This is a genomic window from Saccharothrix syringae (genome assembly GCF_009498035.1).
GTDB classification, from domain to species: Bacteria; Actinomycetota; Actinomycetes; order Mycobacteriales; family Pseudonocardiaceae; genus Actinosynnema; species Actinosynnema syringae.
The window spans coordinates 8,452,249-8,478,828 of the sequence record NZ_CP034550.1 but is presented as its reverse complement, the minus strand read 5'-3'; the positions used below and the strand labels follow the sequence as shown (position 1 = coordinate 8,478,828).

At 73.3% G+C, this 26,580-nt stretch carries 28 protein-coding genes and 1 pseudogene; 19 read left to right on the top strand and 10 right to left on the bottom strand.

Translation table 11 applies throughout. From position 1 onward, the window contains the following. Positions 1–178 precede the first annotated feature (178 nt). From EKG83_RS35160 to EKG83_RS35150, 3 genes are all read right to left on the bottom strand, one after another. Entirely contained in the window at positions 179–1,546 is a 1,368-nt protein-coding gene (locus EKG83_RS35160) for a tryptophanase (protein WP_033431914.1), read from the bottom strand. A 9-nt stretch (positions 1,547–1,555) separates the two neighbouring features. Next, positions 1,556–2,605: a tryptophan dimethylallyltransferase family protein gene (locus EKG83_RS35155; protein WP_063741357.1), complete on the bottom strand. Its 1,050-nt coding sequence runs from the start codon at positions 2,603–2,605 to the stop codon at positions 1,556–1,558. 456 nt (positions 2,606–3,061) lie between these two features. Then, positions 3,062–3,925 (bottom strand): 3-hydroxybutyryl-CoA dehydrogenase, encoded by an 864-nt coding sequence (locus EKG83_RS35150; RefSeq protein ID WP_051766145.1) that lies wholly within the window; start codon positions 3,923–3,925, stop codon positions 3,062–3,064. Positions 3,926–3,983: 58 nt separating this feature from the next. Between EKG83_RS35150 and EKG83_RS35145 the strand changes: the two genes are divergently transcribed. Continuing rightward, positions 3,984–6,401: an NACHT domain-containing protein gene (locus EKG83_RS35145; protein WP_051766143.1), complete on the top strand. Its 2,418-nt coding sequence runs from the start codon at positions 3,984–3,986 to the stop codon at positions 6,399–6,401. Beyond that, positions 6,326–7,144: a leucine-rich repeat domain-containing protein gene (locus EKG83_RS35140; RefSeq protein ID WP_033431911.1), complete on the top strand. Its 819-nt coding sequence runs from the start codon at positions 6,326–6,328 to the stop codon at positions 7,142–7,144. Before EKG83_RS35145 ends, EKG83_RS35140 begins: the two co-directional genes overlap by 76 nt. Before the next feature lie 3 nt (positions 7,145–7,147). Here EKG83_RS35140 and EKG83_RS35135 read toward each other — a convergent pair whose 3' ends face one another. The 4 genes from EKG83_RS35135 to EKG83_RS35120 all read right to left on the bottom strand — a co-directional run bounded on the left by EKG83_RS35135 (position 7,148) and on the right by EKG83_RS35120 (position 9,607). Continuing rightward, on the bottom strand, positions 7,148–7,609 hold the full coding sequence (locus EKG83_RS35135) for a CAP domain-containing protein (protein WP_033431910.1): 462 nt from the start codon (positions 7,607–7,609) through the stop codon (positions 7,148–7,150). Positions 7,610–7,730: 121 nt separating this feature from the next. Beyond that, entirely contained in the window at positions 7,731–9,146 is a 1,416-nt protein-coding gene (gene eat, locus EKG83_RS35130) for an ethanolamine permease (RefSeq protein WP_033431909.1), read from the bottom strand. A 66-nt stretch (positions 9,147–9,212) separates the two neighbouring features. Then, on the bottom strand, positions 9,213–9,464 hold the full coding sequence (locus tag EKG83_RS35125) for a Rossmann-fold NAD(P)-binding domain-containing protein (RefSeq protein WP_153278658.1): 252 nt from the start codon (positions 9,462–9,464) through the stop codon (positions 9,213–9,215). Next, positions 9,461–9,607, bottom strand: coding sequence for a hypothetical protein (locus EKG83_RS35120; protein ID WP_153278657.1), 147 nt, complete (start codon positions 9,605–9,607; stop codon positions 9,461–9,463). Before EKG83_RS35120 ends, EKG83_RS35125 begins: the two co-directional genes overlap by 4 nt. 240 nt (positions 9,608–9,847) lie before the next feature. Here EKG83_RS35120 and EKG83_RS35115 point away from each other — a divergent pair, with 240 nt between their 5' ends. From EKG83_RS35115 to EKG83_RS35090, 6 genes are all read left to right on the top strand, one after another. After that, complete coding sequence (locus EKG83_RS35115; RefSeq protein WP_033431960.1) at positions 9,848–11,188, top strand: glutamine synthetase family protein; 1,341 nt, start codon at positions 9,848–9,850, stop codon at positions 11,186–11,188. Next, on the top strand, positions 11,169–11,873 hold the full coding sequence (locus EKG83_RS35110; RefSeq protein ID WP_033431908.1) for a gamma-glutamyl-gamma-aminobutyrate hydrolase family protein: 705 nt from the start codon (positions 11,169–11,171) through the stop codon (positions 11,871–11,873). The genes EKG83_RS35115 and EKG83_RS35110 overlap by 20 nt, the downstream gene beginning before the upstream one ends. Next, on the top strand, positions 11,870–13,228 hold the full coding sequence (locus tag EKG83_RS35105; RefSeq protein WP_033431907.1) for an aldehyde dehydrogenase family protein: 1,359 nt from the start codon (positions 11,870–11,872) through the stop codon (positions 13,226–13,228). The genes EKG83_RS35110 and EKG83_RS35105 overlap by 4 nt, the downstream gene beginning before the upstream one ends. Positions 13,229–13,240: 12 nt before the next feature. Further along, the gene (locus EKG83_RS35100) at positions 13,241–14,008 is read left to right on the top strand and encodes a 3-oxoacyl-ACP reductase (protein ID WP_033431906.1); all 768 of its coding nucleotides are present in this window, start codon (positions 13,241–13,243) and stop codon (positions 14,006–14,008) included. Continuing rightward, complete coding sequence (locus tag EKG83_RS35095) at positions 14,005–14,706, top strand: FadR/GntR family transcriptional regulator (RefSeq protein ID WP_033431905.1); 702 nt, start codon at positions 14,005–14,007, stop codon at positions 14,704–14,706. Before EKG83_RS35100 ends, EKG83_RS35095 begins: the two co-directional genes overlap by 4 nt. Before the next feature lie 77 nt (positions 14,707–14,783). Beyond that, positions 14,784–15,575 (top strand): alpha/beta hydrolase family protein, encoded by a 792-nt coding sequence (locus tag EKG83_RS35090; protein ID WP_033431959.1) that lies wholly within the window; start codon positions 14,784–14,786, stop codon positions 15,573–15,575. A gap of 1 nt (position 15,576) precedes the next feature. On the opposite strand, the gene EKG83_RS35085 is transcribed toward EKG83_RS35090, so the two are convergent. After that, positions 15,577–15,939 (bottom strand): hypothetical protein, encoded by a 363-nt coding sequence (locus tag EKG83_RS35085; RefSeq protein ID WP_051766140.1) that lies wholly within the window; start codon positions 15,937–15,939, stop codon positions 15,577–15,579. Between the two features lie 139 nt (positions 15,940–16,078). Between EKG83_RS35085 and EKG83_RS35080 the strand changes: the two genes are divergently transcribed. Beyond that, positions 16,079–16,291, top strand: coding sequence for a hypothetical protein (locus tag EKG83_RS35080; RefSeq protein ID WP_033431904.1), 213 nt, complete (start codon positions 16,079–16,081; stop codon positions 16,289–16,291). Positions 16,292–16,294: 3 nt separating this feature from the next. Continuing rightward, a complete protein-coding gene (locus tag EKG83_RS35075; protein WP_033431903.1) occupies positions 16,295–16,945 on the top strand; it encodes a hypothetical protein in 651 nt (216 codons plus the stop codon). Between the two features lie 52 nt (positions 16,946–16,997). On the opposite strand, the gene EKG83_RS35070 is transcribed toward EKG83_RS35075, so the two are convergent. Together EKG83_RS35070 and EKG83_RS35065 are read right to left on the bottom strand one after the other, a co-directional pair. Next, positions 16,998–17,300: an SH3 domain-containing protein gene (locus tag EKG83_RS35070; RefSeq protein WP_033431902.1), complete on the bottom strand. Its 303-nt coding sequence runs from the start codon at positions 17,298–17,300 to the stop codon at positions 16,998–17,000. A gap of 32 nt (positions 17,301–17,332) precedes the next feature. Beyond that, on the bottom strand, positions 17,333–17,644 hold the full coding sequence (locus tag EKG83_RS35065) for a hypothetical protein (RefSeq protein ID WP_033431901.1): 312 nt from the start codon (positions 17,642–17,644) through the stop codon (positions 17,333–17,335). 96 nt (positions 17,645–17,740) lie between these two features. Between EKG83_RS35065 and EKG83_RS35060 the strand changes: the two genes are divergently transcribed. From EKG83_RS35060 to EKG83_RS50065, 9 genes and pseudogenes are all read left to right on the top strand, one after another. Further along, positions 17,741–18,286, top strand: a complete 546-nt coding sequence (locus EKG83_RS35060; RefSeq protein WP_051766138.1) for a hypothetical protein — start codon at positions 17,741–17,743, stop codon at positions 18,284–18,286. Positions 18,287–18,296: 10 nt separating this feature from the next. Continuing rightward, positions 18,297–19,424, top strand: a complete 1,128-nt coding sequence (locus tag EKG83_RS35055) for a serine/threonine protein kinase (protein ID WP_153278656.1) — start codon at positions 18,297–18,299, stop codon at positions 19,422–19,424. A gap of 199 nt (positions 19,425–19,623) precedes the next feature. Continuing rightward, entirely contained in the window at positions 19,624–21,672 is a 2,049-nt protein-coding gene (gene thrS, locus EKG83_RS35050) for a threonine--tRNA ligase (protein ID WP_033431900.1), read from the top strand. Continuing rightward, positions 21,669–22,217, top strand: a complete 549-nt coding sequence (locus EKG83_RS35045) for an HIT family protein (RefSeq protein ID WP_033431899.1) — start codon at positions 21,669–21,671, stop codon at positions 22,215–22,217. The genes thrS and EKG83_RS35045 overlap by 4 nt, the downstream gene beginning before the upstream one ends. A 319-nt stretch (positions 22,218–22,536) precedes the next feature. Continuing rightward, positions 22,537–23,376, top strand: a complete 840-nt coding sequence (locus tag EKG83_RS35040) for a helix-turn-helix domain-containing protein (RefSeq protein WP_153278655.1) — start codon at positions 22,537–22,539, stop codon at positions 23,374–23,376. A 60-nt stretch (positions 23,377–23,436) separates the two neighbouring features. Next, a complete protein-coding gene (gene pgsA, locus EKG83_RS35035) occupies positions 23,437–24,042 on the top strand; it encodes a phosphatidylinositol phosphate synthase (protein ID WP_033431898.1) in 606 nt (201 codons plus the stop codon). Next, the gene (locus EKG83_RS35030) at positions 24,039–24,971 is read left to right on the top strand and encodes a phosphatidylinositol mannoside acyltransferase (protein ID WP_033431897.1); all 933 of its coding nucleotides are present in this window, start codon (positions 24,039–24,041) and stop codon (positions 24,969–24,971) included. Before pgsA ends, EKG83_RS35030 begins: the two co-directional genes overlap by 4 nt. Continuing rightward, entirely contained in the window at positions 24,968–26,089 is a 1,122-nt protein-coding gene (locus EKG83_RS35025; protein WP_033431896.1) for a glycosyltransferase family 4 protein, read from the top strand. The genes EKG83_RS35030 and EKG83_RS35025 overlap by 4 nt, the downstream gene beginning before the upstream one ends. Before the next feature lie 65 nt (positions 26,090–26,154). Further along, positions 26,155–26,565: pseudogene (locus EKG83_RS50065) on the top strand (exopolyphosphatase); the annotation flags it as partial. Positions 26,566–26,580 lie beyond the last annotated feature (15 nt).

Sequence of the window (26,580 nt, the reverse complement as noted above, 5' to 3'; positions counted from 1 at the left end):
ACGGTACCCGGGGCGGGGAACCGCGGGCCAGGGGGTTTCAGCGGTGCCAGGGGTTCCAGCGCCGGGGGTTTCAGCGGGCGGGGGAGTCTTCACCGGTGCCGGGGCGGGCCCGCCGGCGGAACCCGAGCCCGGAAACGCCCGTGGCCCCCGCGGGCGGCGGGGGCCACGGGCCGGTGCCTCACACCGCCGGTTCGAGCCGGCAGTTGAAGTGCCGCAACAGCTTCGGCGCGTGGGTCAGCCGGTAGCCGGGCACCCGCCCGGGGTCCTTCGCGATCCCGGCCAGCGTCTCCGCCACGTACTCCAGGTGGCTCTGCGTGTAGACCCGCCGCGGGATCGCCAGGCGGACCAGCTCGTACGGCGCGGGCTTGAGCAGCTCGCCCGCCTCGTCCAGCTCGCCCAGGTAGAGCGACCCCAGCTCGGCGCACCGGATGCCGCCGGCCAGGTACAGCTCGGTGGCCAGCGCGAAGCCCGGGAACCGGCCGGGCGGCAGGTGGGTCAGCAGCCGCCCGGCGTTGAGGTAGACCGCGTGCACGCCGGTCGGCCGGACGCTGTCCACGCCGGCCTGGGCGGCCAGGTCGGCGAGGTAGGCCGTGGACTCGGCGCGCGCCCGCAGGTACGCGGGCTCGGTGACCTCCAGCAGGCCCTGGGCGAGCATCTCCAGGTCACGCCCCGCCAGGCCGCCGTACGTGCGGAAGCCCTCGGTGGCGATCAGCAGCAGCTCGCACTTCTCGGCCAGCGCCGGGTCGCGGACCGCGAGCAACCCGCCCATGTGGACGATGGCGTCCTTCTTCAGGCTCGCCACGCACCCGTCGGCCAGGTCGAACGCCTCCCGGGCCACCTCGCGCGGCGTGCGGCCGGCGTACCCCGGCTCCCGCTGGGTGACCAGCCACGCGTTCTCCGCGAAGCGCGCCGCGTCGAGGAAGAACGGCACGCCGTGCCTGCGCGCCAGCTCGCCCGCGGCCTTGATGTTGGCCATCGACACCGGTTGCCCGCCACCGCCGTTGTTGGTGATGGTGATGAGCACCAGGGCGACGTCCTCGGGCCCGGACAGCACGGCCTCCAGGGCGTCCAGGTCGATGTCGCCCTTGAACGGCGCGTCGTCGTCGAGGTCCTTCGCGGCCCGGCACGGCAGGTCGACGGCCTTGCCGCCCAGGATCTCGACGTTCGCGCGCGTGGTGTCGAAGTGGGTGTTGCTGACGCTGAGCTGACCGGGCTTGAGCAGGGCGGTGAACAGGATCCGCTCGGCGGCGCGCCCCTGGTGGACGGGGAACGCGTGCGGGTACCCGGTCAGCTCGCTCACGACGTCGCGGAACCGGTAGTAGGAGCGCGCGCCCGCGTAGGTCTCGTCACCGCGCAGCCCCGCCGACTGCTGTTCGGCCGACAGGGCACCGGTACCCGAGTCGCTGAGCAGGTCGATCGTCACGTCCTCGGCGGCGAGGTTGAACGGGTTGTACCCGGCGGCGGCCAGCGCCCGCTCGCGGTGCGCGCGCGTGGTGATCGGGATGGGTTCCACGACCTTGATGCGGTACGGCTCCATGATGGGCATGGCGGACTCCTAGACGGCCAGGCTGACCGAGCGGGGCGCGGTGACGGCGTACGCCTCGGACGACAGGTAGACGGTGATGCCGGGGCGCGGCCTGCCCATGCGCAGCGACACGTGCGCGATGAGGCCGACCCCCTCGTCGAGCGGGCGCCGGGCGACGGTGCGCAGGGCGTTGTCGAACGGGGTGGGGTCCAGGCCGTACTTGGTCATCACCGAGAGCACCCGTCGCCGGGCCTCCTCGTCGTCGGTCACGTAGTCCCGGATCGGCACGTAGAGTGAATAGCCGCTGGGCGCCTGCGCGTCGCCGTCCAGGAACGTGTAGCTGGAAATCAGCGGGCGCCGGTCGAACGTTCCCGAGGGGCCGCCGGTCAGCAGGCAGAAATCGGGCACCCTGTCCACATCCACGCCCTGGGCGAGCCGTGCGGCGCGCGTCACATCGGCGCCGTCCGCGGCGTGGTGGGAGATGTACACCTTCGTCCGCGCCCGGCGTTGTTCGACCAGGTCGAGCGCGAAGAAGGAAAACCGGTCCAACCCGGGACGGGTGAGCGCGTGTTCGCACAGGCCCGGGAAAGCACCGGCGAAACCGGTCCGGTCCAGCGCCTCGCGCACCAGTTCCCCGGCGGCGGCCTCGCCGCGCACTTCCGGGTTGAGGTAGACCTTCACCAGCGGGGCGTCGCCGGCGCGGAAGACGAGCGAGTACCAGAAGGTGAAATCCCGTTCCGCGTCGGCCGGCAGGAACAGGTCCCGGACCGCGTCGAAGCGGGTGGTGTCGATGCCGCGGCGGCGCCGCATCCGGTCGAGCGCGGCGAGCCCGGCGGTGGTGTTGGCCTGGCGGGAAGGGCTGGTCGCGGTCGGTTCGACGATCATCCGGACGACTGGGGGTTCGTCCGGCGCGAACGCCGTGGAGAACTCGACCGGGGTGTGGTCGTCGGCCACGTCGGAACGCCACACCGGCTCGGCGGAAAGTGGGCGCAGACCACCGGGGCCGAGCGCGTCGGCGAGCAGCGCAACGGAGTCGGTGGTGTTTTCGGTGATGCCCACAGAATGCAGCAGGGCACTCAACTGGCGCCCTGTGAAATCGCGTACGGAAGTATTCTGAGGTTCCAAGGCGGGGGTCTCCTTGTGGGGTGCGAACCGAAAGTTACGCTACGCGAAGCAATCTTGTCCACCAGTTGGGCGCAGCGTGACGTAGGGCACTCTATGCGCAGTTCACAGGTCCTGTCGATCAGTGCCGAAGCGGCTCGGGACGGTAATCAGGAATACTCCGAACGGCCTATTGACCGGAGCCTCGTCAACCTTTTGCACCAATGCGCGGACGATCTTCGATGACGGATCGTGGCATTTTGCCCACAGCCCTCGCCGGTGTACGGTCGAATGTTCGGCGGGTATTGCCGTTTACCATTCAAGACACTTCTGTTAATTCTCCGCGCGGTCACCGGCCGTGACTTCGGCCGCCGGGGTGTGGTATCCGGCACGCGCGGGGGCCGCCGACCACCCCCGGTCGACGGCCCCCGCGGGTCAGGACGCGTAGTTGTAGAAGCCCCGCCCGCTCTTCTTGCCCAGCAGCCCCGCGTCCACCATGCGCAGCAGCAGCGGCGGCGGCGAGTACAGCGGCTCCTTGAACTCCTCGTACATCGACTCGGCGATCGCCTTGGTGGTGTCCAGGCCGATCAGGTCGGTCAGGCGCAGCGGACCCATCGGGTGCGCGCAGCCGAGCACCATGCCGTTGTCGATGTCCTCGGCGCTGGCGAAGCCGGACTCCATCATCCGGATCGCGGACAGCAGGTAGGGGATCAGCAGGGCGTTGACCACGAACCCGGCCCGGTCCTGCGAGCGGATGACCTCCTTGTGCAGCACGTCGGTGACGAACGCCTCGGCGCGCGCCCGCGTCTGCTCGCCGGTCAGCAGCGAGGGCACCAGCTCGACCAGCTTCAACACCGGCACCGGGTTGAAGAAGTGGACGCCGATGACCTGCTCGGGCCGCCCGGTGGCCATGCCCAGCTTCATGATCGGGATCGACGAGGTGTTCGACGCGAAGATCGCGCGGGGGTCCTCGACGACCTTGTCCAGCGCCGCGAACACGTCGGTCTTGACCTGCTCGTTCTCCGCGACGGCCTCGACGACCAGGTTCCGGTCGGCGAAGTCGCCCAGGTCGGTGGTGAACCGCAGGCGCTCCAGTGCGGCGTCCCGGTCCTCGGCGGACAGCTTCCCGCTGCGCACCCCGCGGCCGAGCGACGAGGCGATCCGCCCGCGCGCGGCCTCGGCGGCGTCCGGGTTGACCTCGGCCACCAGCACGTCCAGGCCCGCCCGCGCGCAGACCTCGGCGATGCCGGAGCCCATGAGGCCCGAACCCACCACTCCAACACGTTGAATGTCACTCACGCCCCGATCCTGCCAGGGCGTTCGCGGCCGGGCACATCCCGTGCGGCACGATGGGGGCATGGGCGTCGAAGCCGCGCTGATCCCGTTGGGCGCGTCCGTGGTGCGCAGCGCGCTCAAGCTGTGGCTGGGGGACAAGTCGCTCGCCACGCCGGTCAGTGGCACCGGCGTCGACCTGCTGGAACGACGCCTGACCAACGCGCTCGACCAGCGCAAGCTGCGTCGGGTGCAGGAGCAGTTCGTGGACGCCGTGGTCGAGCGGGTGCAGCCGATCGTGGCCGCCGAGTACCGCCGATTAGCGGAGCACGAGCGGTTGGCCGCGATCGAGGCGGTGCGCGAGACGTTCGAGGAGGCCGCACTCGACGACGACGACCTCTTCGCCGCGGACCTCGACACCCGCCGGCTGGATCGCCACCTGCGCAGCCGAGCCCCGTACGCGCCCACCGGGCTGTCCACCGACGGCACCCAGCTGTACGGCCTGCTGCTGCGCGAGTGCGCGGGGTACGTGATCGAGATGTCCCGGGCGCTGCCCGCCTTCGGCCCGAGCGCGCTCACCGAGATCCTGCGCAGGGAGACCGAGATCGTCACCGAGGTCCGCAAGGTGCTGGACCGCCTGCCCCAGCGGCGCACCTCGACCGACTTCGCCTACGACTACCGGCAACTGGTCGCGGGCACGCTCGACCAGGTCGAGATGTTCGGCGCCACGCTGTCCGAGGCGACCCGCCGGTACCCGCTGTCGGTGGCCTACATCAGCCTCACCGCCGATGGTCCGCGGGACGGCTACGCCGCGGCGGGCCGACGGGTGGAGGACCTGCTGGCCACCGGGGAGCGGATCTTCATCCGCGGCGAGGCGGGGCTCGGCAAGACCACCCTGCTCCAGTGGATCGCCGTCCGCAGTGCCCAGCGCGACTTCGCCGACCCGCTCACCGCGTGGAACGACACGATCCCGTTCCTGGTCCCGCTCCGCCGCTACGCCGACCGGGAGCTGCCCGCCCCGGAGCGGTTCCTGGACGAGGTCGGCCGGCACATCGCGGACGAGATGCCACCCGGCTGGGTGCAGGCGCAACTGCGCTCCGGGCGGGGGCTGCTCCTCTTGGACGGCGTGGACGAGCTGGCGTCCGATCGCCGCGAGGAGGCCCGGGAGTGGCTGCGGTCGTTGATCCTGGCCTTCCCGGGAGCCCGGTACGTGGTCACCTCGCGGCCGAGCGCCGTCGACCCGGACTGGCTGGCGGCCGACGGTTTCGCGGTGGCGTCGCTGCGCCCCATGACGCCGGCCGACGTGCGGGTGTTCGTCGAGCGCTGGCACGACGCGATGCGCACGCGGCTCGTCGACGAGCCGGCCCGCGAGGAGGTCGCGGAGCACCACGAGCGCCTGCTGGCGCAGCTCAACGCGCGTCACCACCTGCGCAAACTGGCCGGCTACCCGCTGCTGTGCGCCTTGCTGTGCGCCCTGCACCGCGATCGGCGCGGCGACCTGCCCGACAACCGCATGGAGCTGTACGACACCGCTCTGCAGATGCTGCTGGAGCGTCGGGACGCGGAGCGGCGCATCGAGGCGCTGGCCGGTCTGTCCCGGACGCGCAAGGCCCTGCTCCTGGGCGATCTGGCGTACTGGTTCATCCGCAACGACCTGACCGACGCGCCGGTGAGCAGGGCCGTCGAGCAGGTGGAGCGCCGGCTCACCTCGATGCCCGAGGTGCGGGCGTCCGCCGAAGCGGTGTACCGGCACCTGCTGGAGCGCAGCGGGTTGCTGCGCGAACCCGTGGAGGGACGCGTCGACTTCGTGCACCGCACGTTCCAGGAGTACCTGGCGGCCAAGGCGGCGATCGACGCGGACGACATCGGCACGCTGGTGGCCCACGCCCACCTGGACCAGTGGCACGAGGTGGTCGTGATGGCCGCCGGGCACGCACCGGGCACTCGCCGCGAGGAGCTGCTGAACCAGGTGCTGACCAGGGGTGACGAGGTGCGCAAGCACCGTGACGCGCTGCACCTGCTGGCCGTGGCCTGCCTGGAGACCACGCCGGAGCTGGCACCCGCGACGCGGGAGCGGGTGGAGGCCAGCGCCACCCGGCTGCTCCCGCCCCGCGGGTTGGCGGCGGCCAAGGCGTTCGCGTCGGCGGGACCGTTCGTGCTCGACCTGCTGGCCTCCGCCGACCCGCGCACGGAGGCCGAGGTGGCCGCGACCGTCCGGGCCGCCGCCGCGACCGGCCTGAACGACGCTTTGCCGCTGCTCGTGAAGTACCGGCGCGACGAGCGGGACAAGGTGCAGCAGGAACTGGTCGCCGCGTGGGGCGACTTCGAGCCGGACGCGTACGCCGCCGCTGTGCTCGCGGAGCTGCCGGTGCGGTCGGTCAGCGTGACCGAGTCCCGGATGGCGCGAGCCCTGCGCCACCTGACCGGGTGCGCAGGGTCTCCTGCCCCGCGCCCCCGGGCCCGCTGGACTTCGTGCCGCCGCAGGTCGAGGTGCTCACCCTGACGATGAGCGAGGACGTCGACCTGGGCACCCTGCGGACACCCGGGTTGACGCACCTGCGGCTCGTGCACCCGCGCCGACTGGACCTGTCGCCCCTCGGCGGGTTCACCTCGTTGCGCTCGCTCCGCGTCACCGCCGAGCGGATCACGGGCCTGCCCGGGCCGCGTCGGGTGCCGGCTCTGGAGCACCTGCACCTGATCGGCGGCTGCGACCCCGCCGAGCTCCGCGTCCTGGCGCGGGGCTGGCGACTGCGGGTGGTGAAGCTGACGAGGGTCCCGGAGCTGCACGGCCTGCAATCGCTGGCGTTCCTGGCCGGGCCGGTGGAGCTGCGGCTGGAGCGCCTGCACCTGGTGGACGTCGACGAGATCGGGTGGTGGGCCGGGACGCTGGAGCGCCTGGCCCTCCGCGACTGCGGCACCCTCGACCTCGGCCCGGTCGCCGCCCTGGAGAACCTGGTGGTGCTCGACCTGACCGGCACCATGGTGTTCGACCTGCGGTCCCTGGCCACCTTGCGTCGGCTGTCGAGGCTGACGTTGAGCTCGGCGCGCGACGTCCGCTCCCTGGAACCGGTCGCCCGGCTCCCGAACCTCCGCGAGATCCGCTTCACCCAGGGCAGCCCGGTCAACCTGGCCGCGTTCGCGGGCCGCCGCGGGTTGCGGGTCATGGTGGAGGGGATGCTGACCAAGGTGGTCGGGGCCGACCTGCTCGGCGAGGGCAGCGAAGTGGTCCAGTGGGACGGCAAGTGAAAGCTACTGCCGCACGCCGAACTCCTGGGTCCAGTAGGAACGCCCACCCGCGTCCACCGCGTAGGCCACCCCCAGCTCGCGCAGCTCGCAGTTGAGGATGTTGGCCCGGTGGCCCTCGCTCGCCATCCAGTCGCGCACCACCTCCTCCGGCGTCCGCTGCCCCGCGGCGATGTTCTCGGCCGTCGTGCGGAAGGGGTAGCCCGCTTCGCTGACCCGTTGCGCGGGGGTGCTGCCGTCCACGCCGGTGTGGCTGAAGTTGCCCGTGGCGGCCATTTCGTCGTTGTGGCGCTTGGCCGCGGCGATCAGCTGGTCGTTCGAGGACAGTGCCGGACACCCGGCCGCGGTCCGCTCCTGGTTGGTCAGCGTCAGCACCGACTGGTCGTACGTGGGCGCGGCGGTGGCCGTGCTGGTGGTGACGAACAGTGCAGCGATGGCCGTGGCGACCGCAACCGTCTTGGGTGTCATTGCTTGTTCCTCCTCACTCTTTGGCACCGTGAAGGAGGTATTCCCGTGGCGGAGCGGAACTTGATTCCACGATCGGGGGAATCGGTCCGGGTGGTGGGGAAAACCACCCGGACCGGTGGTGTCAGTCCTTGAGCTCGCGTTCGGCCTGGGCGATCGCGGCGAACTCCTCCTCGGGCGCCGACGCCACGAGGTGGTGGCGGCTGTAGAACCAGAAGTACGCCAGCGCCACCACGACGATGCCCGCGGTGATGCCCGCCGCCAGCTCGTCCACGAAGAACGTCGCCACCACCGCCGCCACGGCGAGCACCAGGGCGATGCCGGTCGTCACCACACCGCCGGGGGTGCGGTACGGGCGCTCCAACCCGGGCTCGCGGACGCGCAGCACGATGTGCGACACCATCATCAGCACGTACGACAGCGCCGCGCCGAACACCGCGATGTTGATCAGCTGCGCGCCGTCCTGGGTGATCGCCGCCAGCAGGAAGCCGAGGACGCCCGGGACGACCAGTGCGAGGTGCGGCGTCTTGCGCCTGCTGGTGCGCGACAGCCACCTGGGCAGGTAGCCGGCCCGGGACAGCGCGAAGAGCTGCCGCGAGTAGGCGAAGATCAGCGAGAAGAAGCTCGCCACCAACCCGGCCAGGCCGACGTAGTTCACGATCTGCGCCAGCACGCTGCCGTCGCCGTACGCCGCGCGCGCCGCGTCGGGCAGCGGGTTGTCCGACGCCTTCAGCGCCTCCGACCCGGCACCGCCCGGCGCCAGCACCAGGATGGCGCCCGCGAACACCAGCAGCACCACCATCGCGCCGATGATGCCGCGCGGCATGTCCCGCTTCGGGTCGCGCGCCTCCTCCGCCGCCACCGGGACGCCCTCCACGCCGAGGAAGAACCAGATGGCGTAGACCAGCGCGCCGAGCGCGCCCGCCACCCCGAACGGCAGGAAACCGCCGTCGGCCACGTCGAACAGCTTGGCCGAGTCGAACGACGGCACCATGCCGATCACGAACACCGCCAGCGCCACCACGGCGACACCGGTGATGACGAACATCAGCCGCAGCGCCTCGCCCACGCCGTACAGGTGGACGCCGATGAAGACGATGAAGCACACCAGGTACACGGGCCACGAGTTGGTCAGCCCGAACAGCCCCAGCGTCTCCACGTAGCCGCCGATGAACACCGCGATGGCCGCGGGCGCCATGGCGTACTCGATGAGGATCGCGACGCCGGTGGCGAACCCGCCGAGGGGGCCGAGCGCGCGCCGGGCGAACCCGTACCCGCCGCCCGCCACGGGCAGCGCGGCGGCCAGCTCGGCCAGGCCGAACACCATGCACGTGTACATGGCGCCCATCAGCACCGTCGCCACCAGCAGGCCGCCCCAGCCGCCCTGCTCCAGCCCGAAGTTCCACCCGGCGAAGTCGCCGGAGATGACGTAGGAGACCCCGAGCCCCGCCAGCAGCACCCACCCCGCGGCGCCGCGCTTGAGCTGCCGGTGCTCCAGGTAGTCGCTGCCCACCTTCTCGTACTCGACGTGCTTGGCCATCTGCGCTCCCTCTAATGGGTCAGACGCGCTCCTTTGGGCGAGGGTGGCCTGGATCACTCGACGGTGTCAACGGGTGGGCTGCGGGAGGAACGCGGCCGCGTGCCCGGCGACCCACGAGCGGAACGGCCGGGCCGGCGACCCGGTGATGTCCCGCACGGCGGTGGTGACCGGTTCGGGGTGGTCCACCAGCCCGGCCCGGGCCCGCGGCACGCCCTCGGCGACCCCGGCGGGCCGGCCGCGCGCGAGCATCCGTTGCCGCGCCTCGGATTCGGGCGCCTCGTCCCAGAGGACCGGGTGGCCGATCACCTCGCCGATCACGCGCACCTGCCCGGCCCGGGGCGGCGACTCGGGGCCGGTCGGCCCGCGTGCCCGTCGTCGGTGAGCGCGCGCACCGCCACCGCCGCGAGGTCGTCCTCGTGGAGCGGCGAGGTGGCGGCGGCGCCGTGCGGTTCGCGCACCACCCCGGGCCTGCTCGGCCCATGCGAGGGCGTTGGCGGCGAAGGTGGCCGGGCGGAGGGAGGTCCACGCGGCGCCGGACCGCCGTGCCCGTGACCAGCACGCCGCCTCGTCCCATCGCCGTTCCTCAATCCCACCGCCGTGCGCGTTCGTCCTCCTCCGCCCGAGTGGTGGCGCAGTTCACACGTTGGTGCCAAGATGGGCCGGTCCAATGGGTCGCTGTCATACCTTTGAAGGTGGTGCGGATGCTCGCCGTGGAGGAGTTGCGCGTGCTCGTGGACTCGGGTGAGGTGGACACGGTGCTCGTCGCCGTCGTCGACATGCAGGGACGCCTCCAGGGCAAGCGCTGCGCCGCCCGCTACTTCCTCGACGAGGTGCTGGAGCACGCCGCCGAGGGCTGCGACTACCTGCTGGCCGTCGACGTGGAGATGAACACCGTCGGCGGCTACGCCACCTCGTCCTGGGACCGGGGTTACGGCGACCTGGTGATGAAGCCCGACCTGTCCACGCTGCGCCGCGTCCCGTGGCACGAGGGCACCGCCATGGTGCTGTGCGACATCGTGACCGAGGACGGCGAACCGGTCTCCGTCTCGCCGCGCCAGGTGCTCAAGCGCCAGCTCGACCGCCTGGCCGAACGGGGCCTGCGCGCGTTCGCGGGCACCGAGCTGGAGTTCATCGTCTTCAACGACACCTACGAGCAGGCGTGGGACCGCGGCTACCGCGGCCTCACCCCGGCCAACCAGTACAACGTGGACTACTCGCTGCTCGGCACCGCGCGGGTGGAACCGCTGCTGCGCGCCATCCGCAACCACATGGCGGGCGCGGGCATGGTGGTCGAGTCCGCCAAGGGCGAGTGCAACCCCGGCCAGCACGAGATCGCGTTCCGCTACACCGACGCGCTGACCACGTGCGACAACCACAGCCTCTACAAGACCGGCGCCAAGGAGATCGCGGCGCAGCACGGCCGGTCCCTGACGTTCATGGCCAAGTACAACGAGCGCGAGGGCAGCTCCTGCCACATCCACCTCAGCCTGCGCGGCGCGGACGACGAGCTGGTCTTCGCCGAGGGCGAGGGCATGTCCGAGGTGATGCGGCACTTCCTCGCCGGCCAACTGGCCGCGTTGCGCGAACTCACCTACTTCCTCGCCCCGAACATCAACTCCTACAAGCGGTTCGTGCGCGGCAGCTTCGCGCCGACCGCGGTGGCGTGGGGCCGCGACAACCGGACGTGCTCGCTGCGCGTGGTCGGGCACGGCCGGTCGCTGCGGTTCGAGAACCGGGTGCCCGGCGCGGACGTCAACCCGTACCTGGCGATCGCCGCGCTGATCGCGGCGGGCCTGCACGGCCTGGACAACGGGCTGCCGCTGGAGGAGGAGTTCGTCGGCAACGCCTACGCCTCCGACCGGCCCACCGTGCCGACCACGCTGCGCGACGCCGCGTCCCTGCTGGCGCGCAGCGAGATCGCCCGGGAGGCGTTCGGCCAGGACGTGGTCGACCACTACCTCAACGCGGCGCGGGTGGAGATGGCCGCCTTCGACGCCGCGGTGACCGACTGGGAGCGCGTCCGTGGCTTCGAACGGCTCTAGGCCGCTGATCGGCGTCACCACCTACCTGGAGCGCACCGCGTTCGGCGTGTGGGACGTCGAGGCGGCCGTGCTGCACCGCGACTACCTCGACGCGGTGGTGCGCGGTGGCGGCAACCCCGTGCTGCTGCCGCCGGTCGGGGAGTGGGACGCCGACGGCCTCGCCTTCCTCGACGGCCTGGTGCTCTCCGGCGGCGCGGACGTGGACCCCGCCCGCTACGGCAGGCCCCGCGACCCGCGCACCGGGCCGGCGCGGCCCGAGCGGGACGCCGTCGAGCTGGACCTGGCCCGCGCGGCGCTCAAGCTCGACCTGCCGGTGCTCGCGGTGTGCCGCGGGATGCAGGTGCTCAACGTGGCGCTCGGCGGCACGCTGGTCCAGCACGTCGACGGCCACAACCCGGCGCCCGGGGTGTTCGGGCACACCGGGATCGCGGTGGCGCCGGGGTCGGTGCTGGCCTCGGTCGTCGGCCTGGCGACCACCGTGCACTGCCACCACCACCAGGCCCTGGACGCGGTGGGCACCGGCCTGCGGGTGGTGGCCAGGGCACCGGACGGCACCGCCGAGGCGGTCGAGCTGCCGGGCGCGCGGTTCGTGCTCGGCGTGCAGTCCCACCCCGAGGTCGCCGGCGAGGACGACCGCCTGTTCGCCGCCCTGGTCGGCGCCGCCCGCGACGGAGGAGTGCGATGACCGCGTACGACGTGATCAACCCGGCCACCGGGGAGGTGGTGCGGTCGGTGCCCCTGGCCTCCCCGGAGGAGACCGACGCCGCGATCGACCGCGCGGCCCGCGCGTGGCCCGCGTGGCGGGAGGTGGCGCCCGCCGACCGGGCGCGGCTGCTGCGGCGGTTCGCCGACGCGGTCGACGGCGCGGTGGAGGAGCTGGCCGCGCTGGAGGTGCTCAACGCCGGGCACACCATCGGCAACGCGCGCTGGGAGGCGGGCAACGTCCGCGACGTGCTGCACTACTACTCGGCCGCGCCCGAGCGGCTGTTCGGCAGGCAGATCCCGGTGCCGGGCGGGTGGGACGTCACCTTCCGCGAGCCCGTGGGCGTCGTCGGCGTGATCGTGCCGTGGAACTTCCCCATGCCCATCGCCGGCTGGGGCTTCGCGCCCGCGCTCGCCGCCGGGAACACCGTGGTGCTCAAGCCCGCCGAGCTGACGCCGCTGACCGCGCTGCGGCTGGCCGAGCTGGCGCGGGAGGCGGGCATCCCCGAGGACGTGTTCCAGGTGCTGCCGGGCGCCGGGGACGTGGTGGGGTGGCGGTTCGTCACGCACCCGGCCGTGCGCAAGGTCGTGTTCACCGGGTCCACCCGGGTCGGCAGGCGGGTCATGGCCGGGTGCGCGGAGCAGGTCAAGCGGGTCACCCTGGAGCTGGGCGGCAAGTCCGCCAACATCGTGTTCGCCGACGCGGACCTGGAGCGGGCCGCGGCGACCGCGCCGTACGGGGTGTTCGACAACGCCGGGCAGGACTGCTGCGCGCGCTCGCGCATCCTGGTCCAGGCGTCGGCCTACGACCGGTTCATGGAGCTGCTGGAACCCGCGGTCAAGGGCGTCGTGGTCGGCGAGCCGGGCGACGAGGCCACCGAGATGGGGCCGCTGATCTCCGCCGCGCACCGCGAGAAGGTGGCCTCCTACGTGCCGCCGGACGCGCCGGTGGCGTTCCGCGGGGCGGCGCCCGACGGGCCCGGCTTCTGGTTCCCGCCCACGGTGCTCGCGCCGGTCGCGCCGACCGACCCGGTGGCCGTGGAGGAGGTGTTCGGCCCGGTGGTGGCGGTGCTGCCGTTCACCGACGAGGAGGACGCCGTGCGGTTGGCCAACGACAGCGCGTTCGGGCTGTCCGGGTCGATCTGGACGCGCGACGTCGGGCGCGCGCTGCGCGTGTCGCGGGCCGTGGAGGCCGGGAACCTGTCGGTGAACTCGCACTCGTCGGTGCGGTACTGGACGCCGTTCGGCGGGTTCAAGCAGTCCGGGCTGGGCCGGGAGCTGGGGCCCGACGCGCTCGACGCGTTCACCGAGACCAAGAACGTCTTCATCGCGCACTGAGTGGGGAGAGGCATGGTTCAGCGACTTGAGGGCCGGGTGGCCGTGGTGACCGGCGGTGGCAGCGGCATCGGCCTGGCGTCGGCGCGGCGGCTGGCCGCGGAGGGCGCGCGGGTCGTCGTGGCCGATGTGGACGCCGAGACGGGCAAGGCGGCGGCCGACGAGGTGTCCGGGCTGTTCGTCGAGGTCGACGTGACCGACGAGGAGCAGGTCCGCGCGTTGTTCCAGACCGCTGTGGACACCTACGGCGGGTTGGACGTGGCGTTCAACAACGCGGGCATCTCGCCGCCGGACGACGACTCGATCCTCACCACGGGCATCGAGGCGTGGGACCGCGTGCAGAAGGTGAACCTGACCTCGGTGTACCTGTGCTGCAAGTACGCTATCCCGCACATGCTGGAGCGCGGCAAGGGGTCGGTGATCAACACCGCGTCCTTCGTGGCGACCATGGGCGCGGCGACCTCGCAGATCTCCTACACCGCGTCCAAGGGCGGCGTGCTGGCGATGAGCCGCGAGCTGGGCGTGCAGTTCGCGCGGCAGGGCGTGCGGGTCAACGCGCTCTCACCCGGACCGGTGAACACGCCGCTGCTGCGCGAGCTGTTCGCCAAGGACCCGGAGCGCGCCGCGCGGCGGCTGGTGCACGTGCCGCTGGGCCGGTTCGCCGAGCCGGAGGAGATCGCGGCCGCGGTGGCGTTCCTGGCCAGCGACGACTCCTCGTTCATCACGGCGTCGAACTTCCTGGTGGACGGCGGTATCGCCGGGGCGTACGTGACACCGCTGTGACGCCGTTGCGGGACGCGTTGTTCCGCCCGGTGCGGGCGGGCAACGCGTTCGAGGAGACCGTGGAGCGGCTGGTGCAGGCCATCCGCCTGGGCGCGGTCGGCCCGGGTGAGCGGCTGCCCGCCGAGCGCGACCTGGCCGGGCGGCTGGGCGTGAGCCGGGTGACGCTGCGCGAGGCGATCCGGTCGTTGCAGGACGCCGGGTACGTCGAGTCGCGGCGCGGTCGCTACGGCGGGACGTTCGTGACCTCGCCGCTGCCGGTGCCGACGGCGGGGCCCCGGGTCGACGCGGTCGAGCTGGCGGACGCGCTGACGCTGCGCGCGGCGGTGGAGACGGGCGCGGCGGAGTGCGCGGCGGGCCGGGCGCTGGACCCGGCCGAGCGGCGCAACCTGCTGGCGCGGCTGGCCGAGTGCGGCGAGGCCGCGCTGGAGGACTACCGGCGCCGGGACTCGCGGCTGCACCTGGCGATCGCGGAGGCCACCGGCTCGGCGTCGCTGACCGCGGCCGTGGCCGACGCGCGGACGCGGGTCAACGCGCTGCTGGAGCGGATACCGCTGCTGCAGCCGAACCTGGCCCACTCGAACCAGCAGCACGCGGCGATCGTCGGCCACGTCCTGGCCGGTGACGCCGAGGCCGCGCGGCGGGCGATGGCCGAGCACCTGGACGGCACGGCCGTGCTGTTGCGCGGTTTCCTGAGTTGATGGTTCTGCTCGTGGCGCGTTCTGCCTGCGGCAGAACGGCCGCCGGTCACGCCGGGTGCTGCCCTACCGTGGCCCGCATGCGCTCACCGATCACGGGCACGGCCGCCGGCGTGCCGTTCACCGCCCTCCCCCCGGCCGACGGCGGCACCGCGCCGCTGATCGTCACCTGGCACATGCTGGACGCGCCGCGGTCGGACGCCGCGTTCGCCGCCGCGCTGCCGATGCACGGCGTGCCCGCGTGGCGGGTGCACCTGGGCATGCCGATGTGCGGTGCGCGCATGGTCGACGGCAGCGCGGACGCGGTCCTGGCGCTGATCCGCGAGGACCCCCTGATGTCCTTCCTGCACCGGTTCGTCCGGGAGGCGACCGAGGAGTTCCCGGCGGCGCTGGAGTCGGTCCGCGCGCAGCTCCCGGTCGACGACGGGCCGATCGGCGTGGTGGGCGGTTCGCTGGGCGGGGCGGTCGCGCTGCGGGTCCTGGCCGGGAGCGGGGTGCCCGTGTTCGCCGGTGCCGTGGTGAACGCGGCCGTCCGGATGCGGTCGGTGGTGAACCTGTTCACGGGCGAGTACCCGTACGACGCCGAGTCCACCGCGGTGGTCGACGGGCTGGACTTCGTCGCTCGCGCGGGTGTTCTCGCCGAGCGTGCGCCGTTGCTGGTGGTGAGCGGGGAGCTGGACCACCCGGGGTTGCGCGCGGACGCGCTGGAGCTGGTGGAGGCGCTGGGGGAGCGGGGTGAGCTGCTGTCCGTGCCGGGGCTGGCGCACCCGCTGGCCGAGGAGCCCGGGATCGAGCCCGCGCCGCAGACGCCGTTGGCGCGCGAGGTGGACGCCGGGCTGGTGGCCTGGTTCCGGCGCCACCTCGCGGGGTAGTTCAGCGCTCGCCGCGGTCCGGGCGGTCCTGGCGGTCCTGGTGTTCGCCGCGGTTCGGGCGCTCTCGGCGGTCGAAGTCGCCGCGGCCGGGGCCGCGGTCGTCGAACCGCGAGGTGCCCGGGCGGTCCTGGGCGTTGCCGGGCCGGTGGCCGTCGCGGCCGGCGAGGGCGACGATCCCGGCGCCCAGGACCAGGCCCAGCAGGCCGACGGCGACCAGTTGGGTGGCGCGGTGGCGGGCGAACCGCCCGAACCCGGCCCGGGTGGCCGGTCGGGGGGCGACGGGTGGCGGTACGGGCTCGGCAGGCTGCTCGGCGGCCGGCTGCGGCGGTCGGGGGCTCTGGGGCGGCGGTTCGTGCTCGGACATGCCCCGAGGATGAGCGCCCGACCTGAGCGGATGCTGAGGCGCCGATCACGGACCGCTGTCGGTTCCCTGTGAATCCGACCGCGAAGGCGCCCGTCAGCACATGTTGACGCCTGCCCGGTCGTCAGCATATGTTGACGACATGTCCACGATCGCCGAGTTGGACCAGGCCGCCCACGGCACGGACCCGGACGCGGGCCTGCGCGCCGTGGCCCGCCTGCGCCGCCTGGTCGAGCAGTTGGAGGCCAGGCACGTCGCCGACGCCCGCCGCGCGGGCTGGTCGTGGCGCGACATCGCGCTGCGGCTGGGCGTGACCAAGCAGACCGTGCACCGCAAGTACGGCAAGGAGGGCTGACCCGTGTTCCGAGGCGACCACCGGGAGCTCGTCCGCACGCTGAACCGCGCCCTGGGGCTGGCCCGCGAACTGGGCCACCCGCGCACCGGCAGCGAGCACTTCCTGCTCGCCCTGACCGACCTGGTGGGGCACGAGCGGGCGCTGCGGGGAGCCGTGCCCCGCGACGGCGCGGGCGTGGAGGCCGACCGGGAGACGCTGGCCGTGCTCGGCCTGGACCTCGACGACCTGCCCGGGATCGTCGACCACCCGCCGGCCCGGGAACCCCTGCTGCCGCTGGGCGCCCGGAAGGCCCGGGAGCGCCGCGCCCGCCTGAACCCGCCCCCGGGCCTGGACGCCCGGGCCGCCTACGCCGCGTCGCTGCGCCTGGCCCTGGCGCGCCGCGAGCGCGAGCACCGCCGGGAGCACCTGGCGCTGACCCTGGTCGCCCTGGACCCGGGCGTCGCCTGGCTGCTCAGGACCGCGGGCGTCGACCGGGTCGCCCTGCTGGGCGACCTGGCCGCCCGGTTCCCGCCGCCGCGCCGCAACGCGCTGCTGCGCGCCGAGCGCCGCCTGGGCCACCGCGCCCGCCACCGCGACCTGGTCCGCCGGTACGAGCGCACCACGGGGCGCGACGTGGTGTCCGGGTCGGCCGTGCCGCACCTGATCACGGGCTGAGGTGGCGCCGGTGCGGGGATCGGGCGCACCCGATCCCCGCACCGGCGCCACCTCAGCAGAACCAGCCCAGTTGGACCCAGCCGTGGCGGTTGACGTTGCCGTAGGCGAAGCCGTACGCCCAGTCGCCCGAGGTCCGCTCCACGTCGAAGCTCTGCCCGCGGTACAGCGTGCCGAGGAACGCGCCGTTCGGGTCGGTGCGGACGTACAGGTCGTCCGCGCACACGGTCTGACGGGCTTGCGCGGTGACCTCGGCCTGTGCGGTGACCTCGGCCTGCGCGGGTGCGGCGAGGCCGGTGCACAGCGCCGCGGCGAGCGCGCCGACGCCGATCGCGGTGCGGGAGGTGGACAGGGGCATGGCGCTCTCCTTCCGTCGGTGGACGTGCCGGGTCACCACGAACCCCAGCCGCCCAGGCACTCGTAGCGGACGTAGCCCCAGTCGTTGGGGCCGAAGTCGAAGGTGGCGGCCCAGCCGTCGTAGACGGGGTGCGCGCCGCGGGTGTGGCCGACCTTGTCGCCGTAGCCGAGCACCCGGAGCGCCCGGCCGCCCGAGGACGGCACGTTGTCGTAGAAGGTGGCGTCCTGGCACACGATGATCGCGTGCTCCGGCGTGACCGGGTCCGCGGTCGCCGCCGGCGCGGTCGCCGCCAGGGTCGTCCCCGCGACCGCCGCGCCGAGCGCGAGCCTCCATCGCCGTGTCATCTGAAACCTCCCTGCTCGTTATCTCGAATGACACTTCGACGGTAGGTCGCGTCATCGGAGATAGCAAGTGGTGTTCCCTGGAGCTACACTGCGGAGGTGGTGGGACAGCAACCTCCGGCGCAGGTCAGACGTGCCTTCTACGGCATCGCGGAGATCGCCGAGGCGCTCGGTCTCAGTCGCCAGCTCGTGACCGTCTGGCGGCGGCGGCGCAGCCACGCGATGCCCGAGCCGGACGCCGAGCTGTCGTCCGGGCCGATCTGGCGCGGCGAGACCGTCGAGCCGTGGATCGACCGGGTGCGCCACCGCGCCGGGGGGGACGGGGCGCGACCGCTGACCGCGGCCACCGCCCGGCGGGCGTGCCGTCGCGTGCTGCGGCTGGCCGCCCTGGTGCTGGAGGAGCCGGTCCGGCCGCACCTGCTGGCCAAGGCCGCGGCCGAGGTGCGGGAGCTGCTGCCGCTGGTCGCCGCGAGCGAGCCGGACGCGCTGGGCGGCGCGGTGCGGGCGCTGCTGGCCCCGCTGGAGGGCGGCGACGACGACCTGCGCGAGCGCGTGCTGCGAGCGCTGGACGGGGTTCGCGAGGTGGTTCGGCTCTCCGCGGACGACCCGGCCGGGGACCTGGAGGTGACGCCCGGCGCCGGCTAGGGTGCGCTCCGTGGACTTACCCGGCTACCGGATGGTGGAGCGGATCGGCGCGGGGGCGACCGGCGAGGTCTTCCGCGCCACCCGCGACGCCGACGGGGCCGAGGTGGCGGTGAAGGTGCTGCGCGGGCCGGGTGCCGCCGGGCGCGACCGGGTCGCCCGGGAGGCCCGCCGCGCCGCGAGCGCGCACCACCCCGGCGTGGTGCGGGTGCACGAGGTCGGCGGTGACGACGGGGTCGCGTGGCTGGTCATGGACCTGGTGCCCGGCCCGGACTTGCAGCGCCTGCTGGACGAGGGCGGCCCGCTGCCCCCGGCGCGGGCCGCGGCGCTGGTCGCCGGGGTCGCCGACGCGGTGGCCGCCGTGCACGCGGCGGGCGTGGTGCACCGCGACCTCAAGCCCTCGAACGTCCTGCTGCGCGGCGATCGGCCGGTGGTCACCGACTTCGGCACGGCGCGGGCGGTCGCCGGTGAGGTCGACGACCTGACCGGCGGCGAGGACTGGGCGTCCACGGCCACCGGCGGTGCCGCGGACGCCGCGCCCGGCACCTACGCCTACATGGCGCCGGAGCAGTGGCGCGGTCAGCCGGGGGACCCGCGGTCGGACGTGTACGCGCTCGGCGGCCTCCTCCACGCCGCGCTCACCGGCTGTCGCCCGTTCGAGCGGCGTTCGCTGGCCGAGTTGGCCTATGCGGTCGCGGTGGAGCCGCCCCCGGCGCCGAGCGCGAGTGGTGTGCCCGGGGCTTTCGACCGGGTCGTGGCGACCGCGATGGCCAAGGACCCGGGGGACCGCTACCCGGACGCGCGGGCGTTCGCCGAAGCGGTGCGCGCCGCCGCGGCCGGGCGCGTCCCGGGACGCCTCGCCGCGCGCCGCGCCGTTCTCGTCGGGGTGGCGGTGCTGGTGGTCGTGGTGGCCGCGGTGGTGGGGTGGGTCGTGGTTCGGGGCGAGCCCGAGGAGCGCGTGGTCTGCGCGGAGACGCTCTCCGTGCGCGATGCGCCGCGCAGCCGTGGCGTGATCGCCACCTTGCGGCGCGGCGAGCGGGTCCGACTTGACGGCGGGCGGGACGGCCCGTGGGTGGGGGTGGACCTGGCGGACGGCCGTGGCGGCTGGGCGCTGGTCGACTACCTCGGCATCACCTGCTGAGGTCTGCGCCGACGATTGGCCGCGCACCGGCCTCGATCATTTCGCACTCGCCCCGCTCCGCCCTGCCCCGCCCCACCGCGCCCCTCCACACCCGCACCCGCACCACCCGCGCCCAGCCGGGCGTGCCGTGGCGAAACCCGCTCGATGAGCACCGATAACATCTCCGGGAGGACCTTTCACGACGACCCGAGGAGTTCCCGTGTCCCAGCCACGTCCCGCAGCCGCTCAAGCCCCACCGCGCGTGGTGGTGCCGGCGGGGACCACCGCGGGGACTGCGGTGCGCGAGGCGGGCCTGCCCGGCAAGGGCCCCGACGCCGTCGTGGTCGTCCGCGACGCCGAGGGCCACCTGCGCGACCTGTCCTGGACCCCGCAGGTCGAGGTGGAGGTGGAGGCGGTCGCCGCCAACACCGACGACGGCCGGGCGGTCATCCGCCACTCCACCGCCCACGTGCTGGCCCAGGCCGTGCAGCAGCAGTTCCCCGAGGCGAAGCTGGGCATCGGCCCGCCGGTCAAGGACGGCTTCTACTACGACTTCCAGGTGGACCGGCCGTTCACCCTCGACGACCTCGCGGCGCTGGAGAAGCGCATGAAGGCGATCGTCAAGGGCGCCCAGCGCTTCCAGCGCCGCGTGGTGGAATCGGTGGACGCGGCGAAGGCCGAGCTGGCCGCGGAGCCGTTCAAGCTGGAGCTGGTCGACATCAAGAGCGACGTCGACACCTCCGAGGTGATGGAGGTCGGCGGCGGCGAGCTGACCGTCTACGACAACCTCGACCCGCGCTCCGGCGAGCGGGTGTGGGGCGACCTGTGCCGCGGCCCGCACGTGCCCACGACCAAGCACATCCCGGCGTTCAAGCTGACCCGCGTCGCCGCCGCCTACTGGCGCGGGAACGAGAAGAACCCCCAGCTCCAGCGCATCTACGGCACGGCCTGGGAGTCGCAGGAGGCGCTGGACGCCCACCTGGAGCTGCTGGCCGAGGCCGAGCGGCGCGACCACCGCCGGCTCGGCGTGGAGCTGGACCTGTTCAGCTTCCCCGACGAGATCGGCTCCGGCCTGGCGGTGTTCCACCCCAAGGGCGGCATCATCCGCAAGGCCATGGAGGACTACTCGCGCGCCCGCCACACCGAGGAGGGCTACGAGTTCGTCTACTCGCCGCACATCACCAAGGGCAACCTGTTCGAGACCTCCGGCCACCTGGACTGGTACCGGGACGGCATGTACCCGGCGATGCACCTGGACGCCGAGTACAACGAGGACGGCACGGTCCGCAAGCCGGGCCAGGACTACTACCTCAAGCCGATGAACTGCCCGTTCCACGACCTGATCTTCAAGTCGCGCGGGCGGTCCTACCGCGAGCTGCCGCTGCGCATGTTCGAGTTCGGCTCGGTCTACCGGTACGAGAAGTCCGGCGTGATCCACGGCCTGACCCGGGTGCGCGGCATGACGCAGGACGACGCGCACATCTTCTGCACCCCCGAGCAGGTGCAGGACGAGCTGAAGTCGCTGCTGGGCTTCGTCCTCGGGCTGCTGCGCGACTACGGCCTGGAGGACTTCTACCTGGAGCTGTCCACCCGCAACGAGGAGAAGTACGTCGGCTCGGACGAGGTCTGGGAGGCCGCGACCGAGGCGCTGCGGGCGGCCGCCGAGGACTCCGGCCTGGAGCTGGTGCCCGACCCGGGCGGCGCGGCGTTCTACGGGCCGAAGATCTCCGTGCAGGCCAAGGACGCGCTGGGCCGCAGCTGGCAGATGTCGACCATCCAGGTGGACTTCAACCTGCCCGAGCGGTTCGGCCTGGAGTACACCGCCGCGGACGGCTCGCGGCAGCGGCCGGTGATGATCCACCGGGCGCTGTTCGGCTCGGTCGAGCGGTTCTTCGGCGTGCTGACCGAGCACTACGCGGGCGCGTTCCCGGCGTGGCTGGCGCCCGTGCAGGTGGTGGGCATCCCGATCGCCGACGAGCACGTCGACCACCTGCTGGACGTCGTCCGGCGGTTGAAGCTCAAGGGCGTCCGGGCCGAGGTCGACGCCTCCGACGACCGGATGCAGAAGAAGATCCGCAACCACACCACGCAGAAGGTGCCGTTCATGCTGCTCGCGGGCGGCAAGGACGTCGAGCAGGGCGCGGTGTCGTTCCGGTTCCGCGACGGCACGCAGGTCAACGGCGTGCCGGTGGACCGGGCGGTGGAGGTGGTCGTGGACTGGGTCGCGCGGCGCGAGAACGCCTCGCCCACCGCGGAACTCGTCCGGTGACGACCGACTACGAGGAGCAGGACGGGGTGGGGGTCCAGGACGCGCTGCAGCGCCTCTGGACCCCGCACCGCCTGTCCTACGTGAAGGGCGAGGGCAAGGCGGTCGGCGACGAGCCCGAGGGCTGCCCGTTCTGCCGGGTGACCGGGCTGGCCGACGCCGACGGCCTGATCCTGGCGCGGGGCGAACTGGTGTTCGCGGTGCTCAACCTGTACCCCTACAACCCCGGCCACCTGATGGTGCTGCCGTACCGGCACGTGCCCGATTACACGGACCTGACGCCGGCGGAGACGGTCGAGTTCGCCGAGTTCACCCAGCGGGCGATGCGGGTGGTGCGGCGGGTGGCCGACCCGCACGGGTTCAACATCGGCATGAACCAGGGCGTGGTGGCGGGCGCGGGCATCGCGGCCCACCTGCACCAGCACGTGGTGCCGCGCTGGGGCGGCGACGCCAACTTCATGCCGGTGATCGGCCACACCAAGGTGCTGCCGCAGTTGCTGCCGGAGACCCGGGAACTGCTTTCCTCGGCCTGGCAGGCCGATTCCTGACGCGAATTCCCGGCCGCCGCGCGGTGGCCGGGAATTCTATTCCCGACAATGCGCCGGTTGATCTCGCGCGCGCATTTTCGCGGGAATCCGAACCGGCGCGCACCGGTCGACCCGGCCGGCGGCCTCCCGCGGGCGGGTCGGACCGGGCCGGCGGCACGACCGCCCCGGGCGCCGTTGCACCTGCACGGGCGGCTGCACGTGCGTCCCCCCTTGATCACGGTGACGGTGTTGCAGATCACCACCGAGTGATGTGTCAAGGGGCCGCAAGCACCGTGGTGGCCGATCGTCAAGAGGGTCCTCCATCGATACGGTGCGTTGCATGACCGCACCTGAGCGTTCGCGGCTGGCCCGAGAACGGCTCTCGCGCGAGTTACGACGGCTGCGCACCGAGGCCAAGATGACCGGCACGGCCACGGCGCGCGCTACCGGGATGAGCCAGTCGAAGTTGTCGAAGATCGAGAACGGCATGCTCCTCCCGTCCGTGACCGACGTGGAGCGCCTGGTCGCCGAGTTGTCCGCGACCAGGGAGACCAGGGTCGAGCTGGTCGAACTGGCCCGCCAGCTGCACGCCGAGGCGGAGACCCGCCGGGTGGTGCTGCACCGGGGGGCCCACCGCCACCAGCAGACCGTGGCCCGCATCGAGGCCCGTGCCACCACGAGCCGCTTCTTCCAGAACGCGGGTGTGCCCGCGTTGCTGCAGAGCGAGAACTACCTGAGGGTCGTGCTGAACTCGACCCCGGCGCACGAGCAGGACACCGCGATCGCCACGCTCCGCAGTCGGCGCGCCCGCATGGACGACCTGGGCAAGCGGTTCGTGTTCCTGCTCGCGGAGAGCGCGCTGCGCTGGCGCATGGGGTCGGCCGACCTGATGTGCGAGCAGATCGACCACCTGTCGCAGATCATGCGAAGACCAAACGTCCAGCTGGGTGTGGTGCCGTGGTCGGTGGACGCGAACATGGTCGCCCCGCACGGGTTCCAGGTCTACGACGAGCGCGTGGTGACGCTGACCGTGCTGACGGGCAACGCGACCATCACCGACCCGCACGACGTGCGGGAGTACCTGGCCCTGTTCGGTCGGCTGGAACGCCTGGCGGTGCGCGGCGAGGAGCTGGAAGACCTGCTGGAACAGATCTCCAGGGACCACCGCAAGCTCGGCTGAGCTGGGTCGTTAGGCTGCCGGGGACCACTCCGTCCCCGCCGGTAGGTGCCTGGCCACCCCATGCTGAACATCTTCGCCCGCGCGTCCGTCTCGCGCGTCACCGACCCGATCGGTGGCTGGCTGCTGCGTCGCGGCCTCACCCCGAACGCCGTCACGGTGCTGGGCACCGTCGGCTCCGTCGCCGCGTCGCTGTGGTTCATCCCGCGCGGGCAGCTGTTCGCGGGCGCGGTGCTCGTCACCGCGTTCGTGCTGTTCGACCTGCTCGACGGGGCGATGGCCCGCGCGGGCGGCGGCGGCACGCGGTTCGGCGCCGTGCTGGACGCCACGTGCGACCGGGTCGCCGACGGCGCGCTGTTCGCCGCCGTCGCCTGGTGGGCGTTCGACGCGGGGGAGCGGGGCCTGGCCGCCGCGGCCCTGGTGTCGCTGGTCGGGGCGCAGGTCACCTCGTACGTCAAGGCGCGTGCCGAGGCGACCGGGCTGTCCGCCGACGGCGGCCTGGCCGAGCGCGCCGAGCGGTTCATCATCGCCCTGCTCGGCGTCGGGCTGCACGGCCTGGGCGTGCCCTACGTCCTGCCGGTGGCGCTGTACCTGCTCGCGGCGCTGGTCACCGTCACGGTCGCGCAGCGCGTGCTGGCCGTGAGCCGCGAGGCGAAGGAGCTGACGTGAAGCAGCGGTTGGCCGACCTGGGGTACGCGGCGGGCTGGCGCCTGGCGCGGCTGCTGCCCGAGCGGGTGGCGCGCGGCGCGTTCGACGCGGCCGCCGACTGGGGCGCCCGGCGCGGCGGCGACGGCGTCGACCAGCTGCGCCGGAACCTGCGCCGGGTCGTGCCGCGGGCGGGCGAGGCCGAGCTGGACGAGCTGGTCCGGCAGTCGCTGCGCTCGTACGCGCGGTACTGGCGGGAGGCGTTCCGGCTGCCGTCGATGGACCGCGAGGCGGTGTTCGCCGAGTGCGACCGCACGGTCAGCGGCGTGGAGAACCTGGACGCCGCGCTGGCCGAGGGCCGGGGCGTGGTGGCGGCGCTGCCGCACAGCGGCAACTGGGACGTGGCCGGGGTGTGGCTGGTCGGCCACTGCGGCACGTTCACCACGGTCGCCGAACGCCTCCAGCCGGAGTCGCTGTACCAGCGGTTCATCGCCTTCCGGGAGAGCCTGGGCTTCGAGGTGGTGCCGCTGACCGGCGGCGAGCGCAACCCGGCCGTGGTGCTGGCCGAGCGGCTGCGCGCCAACAGGGTGGTGTGCCTGCTGGCCGACCGCGACCTGACCGCGGGCGGCATGCCGGTGACGTTCTTCGGCGAGAAGACCCTGATGCCCGCGGGCCCGGCGCACCTGGCGGCCACGACCGGCGCGGCGCTGCTGCCGGTGGGCCTGTGGTTCACCGGTGACGGCTGGCACATCCGGTTCCACCCGCCGGTGCGGGTCGGCGGCACCTCGGGCGTGGGCGCGGCGACCCAGCAGGTGGCCGACGTGTTCGCCGCCGACATCGCCGCGCACCCCGCCGACTGGCACATGATGCAGCCGCTGTGGTTGGCGGACCTGCCCGAGACCAGGCAGCGGGCGCTGCGCCGGGTGCTGGCCCGCCGAGGGGAGTCGGTGTGAAGGTCGGCATCGTGTGCCCGTACTCCTTCGAGGTACCCGGGGGGGTGCAGGCGCACGTGGTCGACCTCGCGCGCGCCCTGCGCGGCCTCGGGCACGAGGTGGAGGTGCTGGCGCCCGCCGACGACGACACGCCCGTGCCGGAGTTCGTCACGCCCACCGGCCGCGCGGTCGGCATCCCGTACAACGGGTCGGTGGCGCGGCTGTCGTTCGGGCCGGTGTCGTTCGCCCGGGTCCGGCGCTGGATCGCCGAGCACGAGTTCGACGTGCTGCACCTGCACGAGCCGACCGCGCCGTCGCTGTCGTTCCTGGCGCTGGTGGCGGCGGACGGCCCGATCGTGGCCACCTTCCACACCTCCACGCCCCGGTCGAAGATGCTGGTGGCGCTCCAGGCGGTGCTCCAGCCGTTCCTGGAGAAGATCACCGCCCGGATCGCGGTGTCCGCGCTGGCCCGGCGGGTGCAGGTGGAGCACCTGGGCGGGGACGCGGTGGAGATCCCCAACGGCGTGGACGTGTCGTTCTTCGCCGACGCCGCGCCCCTGGACGGCTACCCGCGCCCCGGCGGCACGGTCGGCTTCGTCGGCCGGTTCACCGAGCCGCGCAAGGGGATGCCGGTGCTGCTGGAGGCGTTCCGCGCGCTGGACCTGCCCGACGCGCGGCTGCTGGTGGTCGGCCGCGGCGACGCCGACGAGCTGCGCAGGCAGGCCGGGCCGGAGCTGGCGTCGCGAATGGACTTCCTCGGCATGGTCGACGACGAGACGAAGGCCCGCGCCCTGCGCAGCGTGGACGTCTACTGCGCGCCCAACACCGGCGGCGAGAGCTTCGGCATCATCCTGACCGAGGCGATGTCGGCGGGTGCCGCGGTGGTGGCGAGCGACCTGGACGCGTTCCGGCGGGTGCTCGACGACGGCAAGGCCGGGGTGCTGACGCCGGTGGGCGACCCGGCGGCGCTGGCGGTGGCGTTGCGGGACCTGCTGGACGACCCCGCGCGGCGGGGCGATTACGCGGACGCGGCGCGGCAGCGCGTGATGGCGTTCGACTGGTCCGTGGTGGCCAACCAGGTGCTGCGGGTCTACGAGAGCGCCATGGCCGCCGACCCGCGCCGGGTGCGTGAGGCGTGACCAGTTCGGGTGCCGCGACCGCGTTCCTGGTGCTGCTGGCGGTGGCGCTGCTGGTGGGGCCGTGGATGCTCGGCACGGCCAACCGGCTGGACCGGCTGCACGTGCGCACCGACTCGGCGTGGGCCGCCCTGGACGCGGCCCTGGCGCGGCGCGCGGTGGTGACGCGTGCGGTCGCGGCGGTGTGCGGCAAACCGGAGCTGCGCGCGGCGGCCGACGAGGCCGAGCGGGCGCGGCGCGGTGACCGCGAGGCGGCGGAGAACCGGTTGAGCGCCCTGCTGGAGGCGTTGGACCGGTCGGTGCTCGCGCCCGCGCTGGCCGCGGAACTGGCCGACGCGGAGCAGCGGGTCGTGCTGGCGCGCCGGGTGCACAACGACGCGGTGCGCGACACGCTCGCGCTGCGGCGGCGGCGTTCGGTGCGCTGGCTGCGGTTGGCGGGTACCGCGCCGACGCCCGCGTACTTCGAGATCGCCGAGCCGGGGACGGACGCGGAG